Annotated in this window: 8 protein-coding genes; 3 read left to right on the top strand and 5 right to left on the bottom strand. The window is 74.2% G+C overall.

All coding sequences use genetic code 11. The annotated features are described in order from the left end of the window. Nucleotides 1-18: 18 nt before the first annotated feature. On the top strand, nucleotides 19-690 hold the full coding sequence (locus ABD973_RS27125) for a DUF5995 family protein (protein ID WP_125820479.1): 672 nt from the start codon (nucleotides 19-21) through the stop codon (nucleotides 688-690). 444 nt (nucleotides 691-1134) lie between these two features. Here the strand turns inward: ABD973_RS27125 and ABD973_RS27120 are convergent, their stop codons facing one another. Next, nucleotides 1135-2832 carry a flavin monoamine oxidase family protein gene (locus ABD973_RS27120; RefSeq protein WP_125605716.1) on the bottom strand — a complete coding sequence of 566 codons (1698 nt, stop codon included), beginning with the start codon at nucleotides 2830-2832 and terminating at the stop codon, nucleotides 1135-1137. A 61-nt stretch (nucleotides 2833-2893) separates the two neighbouring features. Then, the gene (locus ABD973_RS27115; protein ID WP_125820480.1) at nucleotides 2894-3694 is read right to left on the bottom strand and encodes a carbon-nitrogen hydrolase family protein; all 801 of its coding nucleotides are present in this window, start codon (nucleotides 3692-3694) and stop codon (nucleotides 2894-2896) included. A gap of 278 nt (nucleotides 3695-3972) precedes the next feature. Here ABD973_RS27115 and ABD973_RS27110 point away from each other — a divergent pair, with 278 nt between their 5' ends. Further along, the gene (locus tag ABD973_RS27110; protein ID WP_125820481.1) at nucleotides 3973-4668 is read left to right on the top strand and encodes a GNAT family N-acetyltransferase; all 696 of its coding nucleotides are present in this window, start codon (nucleotides 3973-3975) and stop codon (nucleotides 4666-4668) included. 227 nt (nucleotides 4669-4895) lie between these two features. Further along, nucleotides 4896-5189 (top strand): WhiB family transcriptional regulator, encoded by a 294-nt coding sequence (locus ABD973_RS27105; protein WP_125820482.1) that lies wholly within the window; start codon nucleotides 4896-4898, stop codon nucleotides 5187-5189. On the opposite strand, the gene ABD973_RS27100 is transcribed toward ABD973_RS27105, so the two are convergent. From ABD973_RS27100 to ABD973_RS27090, 3 genes are all read right to left on the bottom strand, one after another. Then, nucleotides 5190-9788 (bottom strand): hypothetical protein, encoded by a 4599-nt coding sequence (locus ABD973_RS27100; RefSeq protein ID WP_345502573.1) that lies wholly within the window; start codon nucleotides 9786-9788, stop codon nucleotides 5190-5192. Between the two features lie 98 nt (nucleotides 9789-9886). After that, on the bottom strand, nucleotides 9887-10342 hold the full coding sequence (locus tag ABD973_RS27095) for an Lrp/AsnC family transcriptional regulator (RefSeq protein WP_007262967.1): 456 nt from the start codon (nucleotides 10340-10342) through the stop codon (nucleotides 9887-9889). Between the two features lie 10 nt (nucleotides 10343-10352). Further along, the gene (locus ABD973_RS27090) at nucleotides 10353-11825 is read right to left on the bottom strand and encodes an amino acid permease (RefSeq protein WP_125820483.1); all 1473 of its coding nucleotides are present in this window, start codon (nucleotides 11823-11825) and stop codon (nucleotides 10353-10355) included. Nucleotides 11826-12185 lie beyond the last annotated feature (360 nt).

Below are 12185 nucleotides of genomic sequence, written 5' to 3'. Positions count from 1 at the left end.
GCTGGGACGCTGCCCTGCATGGAAGCGGTACTCGCGCGGATGCGCGCCCTGGACGAGCGGCTCCCCGCGCAGGACGGTGTCGCCGTCTTCAACCGGGTGTACATGACCGTGACGCAGACCCTGCACCGGCGGATCGGCCAGGGCGAGTTCCCGGCGCCGCGGCGGGCGCAGACGCTGGCCGTGCGGTTCGCGGAGCGGTACCTGACGGCGGTGGAGGCGGACCGGGCGCCGGCCTGCTGGCGCCCGCTGCTCCAGTACCGGCGCCACCCGGGGGTGCGGCCGCTCCAGCACGCGCTGGCCGGGATCAACGCCCACATCGGGCACGACCTGGCCCTGGCGGTGGTGTCCACCTGCCGCGCCCTGGACTGCCCGCCGACGGCCCTCGAAGCCGACTTCCACCGGGTCGGCGACACCCTGGTCTCCCTGGAGGAGCGCATCCGGGAGGACCTGATGCCGGGCCCCGACCTGCTGGAGGTCGCCGACCCGCTCACGCACCTGCTGGGCTCCTGGAGCCTGGAGCGGGCCCGGGCGGGGGCCTGGGCGTCGGCCCGCCTGCTGTGGACGCTGCGGCGCTCCCCCGACCTGGCGGAGGAGTTCGAGGAGTCACTCGACGCCGGGGTCGGCCTGGTCGGGCGGTGCCTCCTCACGCCGACGGCCCGCCGCTCCGCTGCGCGGTGCTGCCCCTGGTGACCCCCCGCTGCGCGGGCCGCGTGACCGGCTGGTGCCGCCGCGGGTGCGGGGGCCGCTGCGCGGGCTGCTCCCCGCCCCGCCCTTCGCCCGTTCCCTGGGGGCTCCGCCCCCAGACCCTCGCGCCTCAAACTCCCCCAGCTACCGCTGGGAGGTGCCCCCAGGCGGGGCTGAGATGTGCTGCGCACGTCCAGCCCGCGCGGCGTTTGAGCGTACCGGGCGCGGAGCGCCCGGTATCGGGGTCAGGGGCGCAGCCCCTGGGAACGGTGGAAGGGCGGGTAGGGGACCTCGCCCCGCGCAGCGGACAACCACCCGCACCCAACCCCACCACCCCGGCCCAAACGAAACCGGCCCCGCCCCGCACACACCGGACGGAGTCCGGTGCAGCGGCGCGAAGCCGGTAAGGCGCCCTGGCGCCGCACCGCGCGAGCGGTGCGTCGGGAAGGGCTAGTCCTCGGGGAGTTCGACCGGGGCGATCTCGTCGAAGACGTCGCCCGGGCCCGGGTTCGCGGCGTCCGTGGACCCGCCGAGGTGGTGCATGACACCCCAGACGGCGTTCAGCGCGGTCTGCACCGCGCCCTCGGCCCAGCCGGCCGTCCAGGAGATGTCGTCGCCCGCGAGGAAGATGCCGCGCTTGTCCTCGGGGAGGCGGTCCTGCATGAAGTGGGTGTACAGGCGCCGCTGGTAGCGGTAGTGGCCCGGCAGGTTGGCCTTGAACGCGCCCATGAAGTAGGGCTCGTTCTCCCAGGACACGGTCACCGGGTTGCCGATGATGTGGCGGCGGATGTCGACCTTGGGGTAGATCTCGCCGAGGGACTTCAGCATGACCTCCATCCGCTCGTTCGCGGACAGCGGCAGCCACTTGAGGCTGTCGTCGCACCAGGTGTACGACAGGCAGATCACGGCCGGCTGGTCCGGGCCGTTGTCCAGCAGGTACGTGCCGCGGGTCATGCGGTCCGTGAGGGTCATCGACATGACGTCGCGGCCCGTCTCCTCGTCCTTGTCGAGCCAGAAGGGGCGGTCGACGGGGATGAAGAGCTTGCTGGACTCCATGTAGTGGGTGCGCTCGATCGCCGTCCAGTGGTCGATCGGGAAGAGCGTGTCGTCGCACGCGATCTTCGACAGCAGCATCCACGACTGGGCCGTGAAGATCGCGGCGCGGTAGGTGCGGATGTCGCCCGACGCGTCGGTGACGGTGATGCGGTTGCCGGCCGTGCGGTGCAGGCGGGTGACCGCCGGGCGCGGGGTGCCGTCGTGCAGGGACGACAGGGACGTGCCCTGGGCCCAGTACAGGATCTTCTCGGGCTCGCGCTCCCACAGGCGCAGCGGCAGCTGCTGCGAGCCGCCGACGATGCCGCGGTGGTGGTCGTCCGCCTCGGTGTAGACGACGCGCAGGATCTCCAGGATGGAGTTCGGGAAGTCGGTGTCCCAGCCGCCGGTGCCGAAGCCGACCTGGCCGAAGATCTCGCGCTTGCGGAAGGACTTGAAGGCCTCGGACTTGCAGAGGAAGCCGTAGAAGGTCTCGTCGTCGAGCTTCTCGACGAGCTTCGCCCAGATCTCGCGGATGCGCGGGACGTCCCGCTCGCGCATCGCGGTGTTCATGTCGGAGAAGTCGGCGCCCTCGTCAAGGCAGGCGTTCCACGCGGCGGCGACGTCGCGGTAGACCTGCGGGAGGTCGGCGATGGTCTCGGCGTAGTGGGTCTCGCCCTTGAGGTCCACGACCGTCGAGGGGGTGGCCTCGGACAGCGGGTTCGGGAAGGGCTGGGTCTGCAGGCCCACGAGGTCGATGTAGTGCTGGAGCGCGGTGGAGGACGGCGGGAAGCGCATGGCGCCCATCTCCGCGGTCAGGCCCTCGGTGCCGGCGCCCTCGAAGCCGACGGTGCGCAGGCGGCCGCCGATCTGGTCGGCCTCGTACACGACGGGCTTGAGGCCCATCTTCATCAGCTCGTAGGCGGAGATGATGCCGGACAGGCCGCCGCCGATGACGGCGACCTCGGTGCCGTGCTCGGTCGCCGGTATCTGGCCCAGGCCCGCCGGGTGGGCGAGGAAGTCGTCGTAGGCGTACGGGAAGTCCGGCCCGAACATGGTGATCGGGGGCTGGCCGTCGCTGTGCGGAACGGCGGTGGTGGGCACCGTGGACGTCATGGGGGTACGTCTCCTTGCGGCAGAACGGGCGGGGCGGGAGGGCTGGGGGCGGAGCTGGGGCTCAGACGAGGGAGGCGTAGAGCCCGGGGCGGCGGTCGCGCAGGTACGGGTTGGTCTCGCGGGAGGCTTCCAGGAGCTCCGGGTCGACCTGGCCGAAGACCATCTCCTCGCCGCGGCCGGCCCGGGTGCGGGTGACCCCGTCGGGGCTGGCGAGGCAGCTGAGGCCGACGAACTCGAACTCGCCCTCGGGGCCGGTCCGGTTGACGTACGCGATGTACATCTGGTTCTCGAAGGCCCGTACGGGGACCAGCTGTTCGGCGACGAACTGGAAGGGGTGCATCTGCGCGGTCGGGACCAGGAGGAGGTCGGTCCCGGCGAGCGCGTGGGCCCGTACGTTCTCGGGGAACTCCACGTCGTAGCAGATCATGATGCCGACGCGGAGGCCGTTCAGGTCCGCCTGGACGACGGCCGTGTCGCCGGGGGTGAAGGCGTCCTGCTCGAAGCAGCCGAAGAGGTGGGTCTTGCGGTAGTTCGCCAGCCGGGCACCGTCGGGGCCGATCAGCTGCGCCGAGTTGTAGACGGTGTCGCCGTCCCGCTCCGGGTAGCCGTACAGGACGGCGATCCCGTGGCGGCGGGCGATGCCCGCGATGGCGTGGGCGGACTCGCCGTCGGCCGGTTCGGCGTACCCCGGCACTTCCTGGAGGTCCAGCGCGTAGCCGGTCAGGTACATCTCCGAGGTCACGAGGAGCCCGGCCCCGCCCTGTGCGGCGCGCGACGCGGCCTCGTCGAGCCGCTTCAGGTTCTCGGCGGTGTCGCCGAGCCGTCCGGAGCTCTGGAGGAGTGCGGTGCGCAGCGGGGGCATGGGCGTACCTCTGTGACAGGTGGGGTGGGGGTCGTAAAACGGTACGTTCGGGCGTTCGACCTGGACAAGCCGTGACCGTTGCGCTGGGCGCATCGATTCGTTGCGCGTTCCGGTGGATGTGCGGTGATTCGTTGCGCGGCGGGTTTCCGGTGGCCCCGGGGCCGGTGCGGGGGCCCGGGCGGGACCTGACATCCGGGGGAAAACCGGCTGCTCAGCCGGGTCCCGGGGGCTTACCCTGCGGCCGACCGGCACGGCACTCCGGAAGGATCCCGCACGACATGTCCGCCGAGAATCCCGTCTCACCGCTCGACAACCCGGTGTGGGCCTCCCTGAACGGCCCGCACCGTGCCTTCGCCGAGTACGCGGGCAGCGGCGCGGCCCGCTACCTGCGGTCCGCCACCCCCTTCGCCGCCCTCGCCGACCCGCGGGACCCGTCGGCCTGGGCGGACCTGGCGGCGCTGGCCGGCCCGGGGCAGGAGGTGTGGCTGACGGGCCTGCTGACGCCGCCGGCGGGCTGGGAGACGGTGGCCGTGATCCCCGGGGTCCAGCTGGACGGCCGGGCGGTGCGGGTCGAGCACGCGCCGGAGGCGGTCCGGCTCGGCCCGGCCGACGTGGAGGAGATGACGGCCCTGGTGGAGCTGACCGAGCCGGGCCCCTTCCTGCCCCGCACGGTCGAGCTGGGCACCTATCTGGGGATCCGGCACGAGGGCCGGCTCGTGGCGATGGCCGGGGAGCGGATGCGGCCGCCGGGCTGGAGCGAGATCAGCGCGGTGTGCACCCATCCGGACTTCCGCGGCCGGGGCCTGGCGGCCCGGCTCGTGCGGGCGGTGGCGGCGGCGATCCGGGACCGCGGCGACCTGCCCTTCCTGCACGCGGCGGCGGGCAACACGGGCGCGGTGCGGCTGTACGAGTCCATGGGCTTCACCCTGCGCCGGGAGCCGGTGTTCATCGGGGTGCGCTCCCCGAAGGAGTAGATGATCTTCCGTAACACGCTTTAACACGGGGTTCATTGAGTGCCGCCGGAGTTGCCCGTAGCGTCGGCGGTACGGGAGCGCGGGCGGCGGGAAGACGGCCGTGGCGATGAACACGCGGGCAGATCAGCGGTCGTCCGGACCGCCTCCGCGCTCCCGTTTTCCCGGCGGGCGGTTTCAGTGGGCTCCCAGCGGTCACACGCGGGGCGAGGCCACTGGAAGGAGCCGACATGACCGACCTCTCACACCTGCCCGGCGCCGCCCTCCACCACTGGCAGTGGCAGTCGCGGGCCGCCTGCCGCGCGCTCGGACCCGGCAGGTTCTTCCACCCCGCCGGTGAGCGAGGGGAGGAACGCGACGACCGGGACCGGGCGGCGAAGGAGGTCTGCGCCCGCTGCCCGGTCCGCGCGGCTTGCCTGGAGCACGCCCTGCGCACCCGTGAGCCCTTCGGTGTCTGGGGCGGGCTAACGGAGGAGGAGCGCCGCGCGCTCACCGGCCGTACGGCCCGCCCGCTGTCCGTGTGACTACCGCTGCCGCTCTGCCCAGGCGCGGGCGAAGAGCTCGTGCGGGGGCAGTGGTGCGAGCAGGCGCAGCAGCGGCGGGTGGAGGGTCGTGCCCGAGGCGGCTGCCAGGTGCGGGGCCAGTTTGGTGTGTTCCACCGGCAGGTGCGGGGCCTTGAGCTCCGTCCACGGCCCCGGGGTGAACAGGCTGCGTCCCGCGCGGGCCCGCTTGCCGCTCTCCACGGCGCCGGTGGCCGCCAGCTCCGCCTGGGCGGCCTTGTGCCGGGCCGCCGTCCAGCCGTTCCAGCGGCGGACGGCGCGGTCCGTCGGGCGGACCAGGGCCAGCAGCTGGAGGTACAGGGCGGCGGCGTCCGCGCCGACCCCCAGGACACCGGCGGCCTCGGCGACCAGCTCGGGGGCGCTCAGCGCCGGGTTCGCCTCGTAGCCGCCCTCGGGCACCGGCGTGTCCGCGGCGCGGGCGGCCAGCCGGGCGAGGCCGTCGAAGAGGTCCCGGTGCCCGCGCACGACGGTCAGCAGGTAGCCGCCCCGGACGCCGGCGGCGATCCGCTCGGCCCGCGCCAGCCGCCGCGGGTCGGCGAGGGCGGCGATCCGCAGGAAGGCGTCCCCGCTGGGCACGGCCACCACGAAGACCCCGTCGTCGAGGGCCGTGGAGGGGCCGGCGGCGCCCTCCCACAGCGGCTCGGGGCAGGGCAGTACGGGCCCCTCGTACGGGGTGAACGCCGGGTCGTCCTGCGCGATGCCGGCCAGCTCACCGAAGAAGCCGCTCAGGGGGACGAGTGCGCCCGGGCCGTCGAACCGGTCCCGCAGCCGCCCGTACAGGGCCAGGGCGCCCCGGGCCCCGGCGTCGCCGACGGGCCGTTCCGTGAGGGCCCAGGCGATCACGGAGGCGGCGGTGTGGTGGGCGGGTTCCCCGTGGATCCAGCTGCCGGCGGTGCCGTCGGGAGCGGCGTGGTGGAGGTCGATCCCGCCCCTGCGGTTGCCGACGAGTACGAGGCCCTCCGCCCCGGAGGGCGTCCCCTCGGGGGTCCGCCCGGCGGGCAGGGCCCGGGCCCAGGGCAGGGGCAGGCCCAGGTCGGCCTCCAGCGCGGCGGCCAGCTCCTCGTCCACGGGCTCCTCGGAGCCCAGCAGGCCGGTCCACACGGCCGCCATCCGCTCGGCGGCCCGGACGGTCCCGCCCGGCTGCCACAGCTCGGCCACGTCCTGCGGCAGGCCGGCGGCGAGGACGGCGCAGCGGCCCGCGTCGCCGAGTTTCCGGGAGAGCCCCCCGTACTCCTCGGCGAGGGACTTGTTGGCCCTGAACGGCGCGGCGGCCAGCAGCTTGAGGTGCTCGCCGTGGTCCTCGCGGGCCGGGAACCCGGCGAGGACCAGGGCCGCGACGGTCTCCCGGACCCCGGTCAGCCGGGCGAAGGCCTCGCGGGCGGCGGGTTCCGCGGGCAGCGGGCCCCGCTCGGCCAGCAGCTCCAGCAGCCGGGGCAGGCGTACGGAGTCCGCGTCCTCGACGGTGGTGGTCCGGCAGTCCTCGGCGCCTTCGGGGGCGGGGTCGGCGGCCCGCTGGAGGAACCAGGCCCGGCCGCCGCGGACGGCCCCGGAGGCCAGGGTGTGCCCGGCGGCGCGGAGGGCGGCGAGGGCCTCCTCCGCCGCCCGGCCGGTGCGCCAGGTGCCGCCGGCTTCGGCGAAGGGCTGCCCGCTCCAGGTGTCCAGCAGCGCGGCCAGGGCCGTCCGCTCCTCCTCGGGGGTGGTCGCGGCGGCGGCCCGCCAGGCGACGGCGCCGATCCGGCCGAGCAGCGGCTCCCAGGGCTCGGGGTCGGCGGGCCGGGCCAGCACGCGCGCCTCGTCGCCGATCTCGCCGCGCAGGTGGCGCCCGTCGGCGGCGACGGCGGTGAGCATGGCGGGCTGCCGGGTGGGCTCGGGGTCGTTGTAGTAACGGCGGCGGAGCGACAGCAGCGGGTGGAGGGCGGGGGCGAGCACGGAGTCGGGCACCTCGGTGCGCAGGGTGACGACCGGTGCGGCCCGCATCAGGGCAGTGCGGCGGGCGAGCGAGCGCAGCCGGCGCAGCACGTCGGCGGCGAGCCGGGCGGCCCGGTCGGCTCCGGCGGCGATGCGCGGTTCGAGGCCGCCGGGCAGGGCGGGGGCGGGGTCGCCGGCGAGGGCGGCGTCGAGGAGGGCGCGTACGGCGGTGTCGTCGAGGGTGCGCAGGGTCGTGGAGGAGGCCTCGCAGCGCGGGGTGAGGAAGTGCCAGTAGGCGGGCGGCGGTACGGGGCCCGCGGCTTCGCCGAAGCCGGGGGTGTGGCGCTCGTCGGAGCCGGGGAAGCCGGGCACCTGCCACAGGAGGGAGTTGTCCTCGGCGGCGTGGCAGCGGATGGACGCCTGGCCGGTGAGCACCCCGTCCTCGCCACCCTGGGGCATCCGGACCACGCCCCAGGGCCTGCGGCCCAGGCGGCGGCTGCGATAGGAGGCGCGGCGGCCGTCGATGCCCTCCAGGACGAACGAGGTGGGCGAGGGGCCGGCGTAGGGGGTGTGGTTGAGGACGCGGAAGCCGACGAGCCGGCCGTCCTGGCCGAGCGGGGACGCGGGGGCGCCCTCGGGGAGGGCGGCGAGGGACTGACAGGAGGCGGAGAAGCGCTGCGTGCCGGGCGGCAGTGCGGCGGCGGTGTGGAACTCCGGGGGCGTGGTGTCGGGGAGCACCTCGCCGGTCTCCGGGTGGACGCGGGTCAGGACCTGTCCGGTCCGCGGGCCGACGCCGCCGGAGCTCCAGTAGCGGCGGCCGTCGCTCATCTGGGCGTCGTAGGAGCCGATGCCCTCGCGGCCGCCGGGGCGCAGGACGGAGCCGCCCTCGTGGCGGCCGCCACCGTCGGGGGTCTGGAAGTGGTAGCCGAGGTCCCTGCTGCCGCCGTAGCCGCGCAGGCCGAGCTGCTGCTCGGGCTCGAAGACGTCCTCCGGGCGGTCGGCCCAGAATGCCCGGTCGCCGGAGGAGGCCTTGGGGGTGGTGCCGTAGGCGACCAGGAAGGCGCCGCCGACGTGGTGCACGGTGTGCGCGGTGGCTTCCCCGGGGAGCCGGAAGGTGCAGGAGGCGCGGGGGCCGGCGTGGTCGACGGTGACGGCGCGGTCGGGGCCGTAGACGGTCAGCAGGGGCCAGGTGCAGGTGACTCCGGTGACCGCTTCGGGGCCGCCGAGGGTGGCGACGGCCTCTTCCAGGGCGGGCCAGCCGTACTCCTCGGGGAGGCCTGCGCGCAGGGCGCGGGCGAGCGGGCCGGTGAGGTCCGGTGCGGCGAGGGCTTCGTCGATGCCGTCGAGGGCGCGGGCGGTGGGCCGGTCGAGGAGGGTGGCGAGCTCGTCGACGGCCTCGTCGGCCGCGGCCAGGCCGCCGCCGCGCAGGGCGGCGAGCAGGCCCTCGATCCGGCCGTGGACCTCGGCGGTGATGCCCGCGTTGTGCGGGAGGCGGGTGATGGCGGTGCCGGAGCCGCGCAGGCGGGCGTGGACGGTGCCCTCCAGGCGGGGGCCGAAGACCGGGTCGGCGGCCAGGGCCTTCAGGTCGCGGCGGGAGCGGGCGTCCCAGAACACCAGGCCGACGGCGGGGCCGGGGTCCTGGACGGCGATGCCCTCGGACAGGCAGGCGTCGAGGAGGTCGGCGTCCAGTCCCCGGTGGGCGTGGCGGTCCTCGTGCAGGCGCAGCGGGCTCTGGGCGGCGCGCAGCCGGGGGGCGAAGAGGGTGAGGAGCTCGAAGAGTTCGGCGGGCATGGGCTGGCGCATGAGGCCGCTGCCGCAGCGGCCGTGGGCGTAGCGGCCGGCGTAGCGGGAGAAGCATTCGGTGAGGCCGCCCTGGGGGGCGATGCGCCCGGCCGCGGCGGCTTCGGCGACGCCGCAGCCGAGGAGCAGGCGCAGCCAGGAGGAGGCGTCGGTGCGGCTCTCGGGGAAGAGGTCGAGGAGCAGGGCCGCGGTCTCCTGCGCCGGGGGGTGGGCGGTGAGCGGCTTGGCGGCGGCGTCGAACAGCCGGTCGGGGACCTCCTTGCCCTTCGCGGCGCCGAGGACGAGGCCGAGGACGCGGGCTTCCTCGGCGGTGTCGAGGCCCGCGGCGCGCGCGGAGAGGCGGACGCGGCGGGCCAGGTCGGCGGGGAGTTCGCCGGGCGAGGCGGCCCAGGCGCGCAGGACGCGTACGTACTCCTCGTGGGCGGCGGCGGGCTCCAGGGCCTCGGCCAGCCAGGCCTGGTGGCCGCTGAGTTCGGTGGCGGGGAGGGCTCCGGCGCGGGCGAAGAGCAGGACGTTGGCCCGGTGCCAGTCGGGGTCGACGGGGAGGCGGTGGCCGCGTTCGGCCTTGCGGGCCAGGGTGTAGGCGCGGGCGGCGGAGCGCAGGTGCCAGGCGATGAGCTTGTGGCCGATGGTGTCCCAGAACCAGGGCAGGTGGGCGGGGTCCAGGTCCCGGACGCGCCGCTCCAGGCCGTCCACGTAGCGGCCGGGCTTCTCGTAGGCCAGGTGGATCGTGCCGAGGGCCTCGTCGAGCAGCGCGACGGCGGCCGGCGCGGAGCCGGGGTCGTGGGCGCGGGCCCAGTCGGTGTAGGCGGTCGAGAGGTGCGGGTCGGCCGGCGGCTGGATCTGGATCTTCATGCGCCCGATGGTGGCACGCGCCGCTGACAGCCCCGCGTCCCGTCGCCGGGTACGCCGACGCCCCCGCCGGACGGCCGGCGGGGGCGTGGGGGTGCCCGTTACGCGGGTGCTCCCGAGGTGAAGCGGCGCAGGAGCGGGCTGAGGACGAGTACGGACTTGGTCCGTTCGACGAAGGGTTCGCCCGCGATGCGCTCCAGGACGCGCTCGAAGTGCCTCATGTCGGAGGCGAAGACCTGGACGAGGGCGTCCGCGTCGCCGGTGACGGTCGACGCGGACACCACCTCGGGGTACCGCTCCAGCCCCCGCCGGATGTCGTCCGGAGAGGTGTTGTGGCGGCAGTAGATCTCGATGAAGCCCTCGGTCTCCCAGCCCATGGCGGCCGGGTCGACGCGGACGGTGAAGCCGGTGATGGCGCCTTCGGCCCGCAGCCGGTCCACGCGCCGCTTGACGGCGGGGGCCGAGAGCCCGACCTCGGAGCCGATGTCCGCGTAGGAGCGGCGGGCATCCTCGGCGAGGGCGTGCACGATGCGTTCGTCGAGATCGTTCAGTCGCACTGCGGGTGGATCACTTCTCTGCTGTGGCCACCTCAGCTTCGGTGGCCAGTCGGGAGCGGCGGACGCCGTACAGGAAGTAGAACACGAGGCCCACGATCATCCAGCCACCGAAGACCATCCACGTGGCCATATCGAGGCTGAACATCATGTAGCCGCAGGCGAGGACACCCAGGATGGGGGTGACGGGGAAGAGCGCCACCTTGAAGGTGCGCGGCATGTCGGGGCGGGTCCGGCGCAGGATGACGACGGCGACGTTGACCAGGCCGAAGGCGAAGAGGGTGCCGATGCTGGTGGCGTCGGCGAGCTTGCCCAGCGGGATGAAGGCGGCGAGGACGCCGCAGAACAGGGAGACGATCACCACGTTGGCGCGGGGGGCGCCGGTCTTCTCGTCGACCTTGGCGAAGACCTTGGGGACGAGGCCGTCGCGGGACATCGCGAAGAGGATGCGGGTCTGGCCGTAGAGGACGGCGAAGACGACGGAGAAGATCGCGACGATGGCACCGCCGGCGAGGACGACGCCCCAGACGCTGGTGCCGGTGACGTCGGTCATGATCTGGGCGAGCGCGGCCTCGGTGCCCTCGAAGTCCTGCCACGGCATGGCGCCGACGGCGACGAAGGCGACGAGGACGTAGAGGACGGTGACGATGGCCAGCGAGAGCATGATCGCCCGCGGCAGGTCCTTCTTGGGGTTCTTGGCTTCCTCACCGGCGGTGGAGGCGGCGTCGAAGCCGATGTAGGAGAAGAAGAGGGTGGAGGCGGCGGCGCTGATGCCGGTGACGCCGAGCGGGGCGAGGGGGGTGTAGTTGCCCGCCTTGATGCCCATGATGCCGATGCCGATGAAGAGCAGCAGGGTGACGATCTTCACCGCGACCATGATCGAGTTGACCGTGGCGCTCTCCTTGGCGCCGCGCATCAGGAAGACCATCGAGAGCAGGACGACGACCAGGGCCGGCAGGTTGATGAAGCCGCCCTCACCCAGCGGTGCGGAGACCGCTTCGGGGATGGTGACGCCGATGGTGCCGTCGAGGAACTCGTTGAGGTACTGGCCCCAGCCGACGGCGACGGCCGCGACGGAGACGGCGTACTCCAGGACCAGGCACCAGCCGCAGATCCAGGCTATGAGCTCGCCCATGGTGGCGTAGGCGTACGAGTACGAGGAGCCGGAGACCGGGACGGAGCCGGCCAGCTCGGCGTAGGAGAGGGCCGAGAACAGGGCGGTCAGGCCCGCGATGACGAAGGAGATCGTCACGGCGGGGCCGGCCTTGGGGGCGGCGGTGCCGAGGACGACGAAGATGCCGGTGCCCAGGGTGGCGCCGATGCTGATCATGGTCAGCTGCCACATGGTGAGCGAGCGGCGCAGCGTGCCGCCCTCGCCCTGGCCGCCCTCGGAGACGAGCCGCTCGACCGGCTTGCGCCGCATGAGCGGGTTCACGGGCTTGCGCGTCTCCGGGGAGAGCGTGGGTGCCTGGCCCTGATCGAGCACGGGGGGACTCCTTTGACACTGCGGATGGGGACGGTTCGGGCGTCGACCGCAGCGGTCCGGAGCAGTTGTCAGACAGGAGTGAGCCCGTCTGGGCATGAGGGGACCGCCGAGCAGGCGGTCCGCGCCACTCCACGTACAGGGGGTGAGCCTACGAGCAGAGTGATACCGCCCGTAATGCACCATCCTTGCACATTGGCGGACGATCGTTGCGCGGATCCGCCCGGCATGGTCGTTTGTTGCGCACGGATGATCGATCGCTGCACAGGGCCCCGCCGCGGGGGGTTCCCGGCCGCGCCGCCCTGGCCGCTCAGTGGTGCGGTCCGCCACGGTCGAACCGGGCCCGCGCGGGGTACGGGTGAA

This window comes from Streptomyces racemochromogenes, assembly GCF_039535215.1.
In the GTDB taxonomy this organism is placed as follows: Bacteria; Actinomycetota; Actinomycetes; order Streptomycetales; family Streptomycetaceae; genus Streptomyces; species Streptomyces racemochromogenes.
This window is presented reverse-complemented; position numbering and strand designations above follow the sequence as displayed.

Bases quoted from the DNA above. Each gene is read 5' to 3' on its own strand.
- ABD973_RS27125 (WP_125820479.1), top strand. From the start codon at position 19: ATGGAAGCGGTACTCGCGCGGATGCGCGCCCTGGACGAGCGGCTCCCC.
- ABD973_RS27120 (WP_125605716.1), bottom strand. From the start codon at position 2,832: ATGACGTCCACGGTGCCCACCACCGCCGTTCCGCACAGCGACGGCCAG.
- ABD973_RS27115 (WP_125820480.1), bottom strand. From the start codon at position 3,694: ATGCCCCCGCTGCGCACCGCACTCCTCCAGAGCTCCGGACGGCTCGGC.
- ABD973_RS27110 (WP_125820481.1), top strand. From the start codon at position 3,973: ATGTCCGCCGAGAATCCCGTCTCACCGCTCGACAACCCGGTGTGGGCC.
- ABD973_RS27105 (WP_125820482.1), top strand. From the start codon at position 4,896: ATGACCGACCTCTCACACCTGCCCGGCGCCGCCCTCCACCACTGGCAG.
- ABD973_RS27100 (WP_345502573.1), bottom strand. From the start codon at position 9,788: ATGAAGATCCAGATCCAGCCGCCGGCCGACCCGCACCTCTCGACCGCC.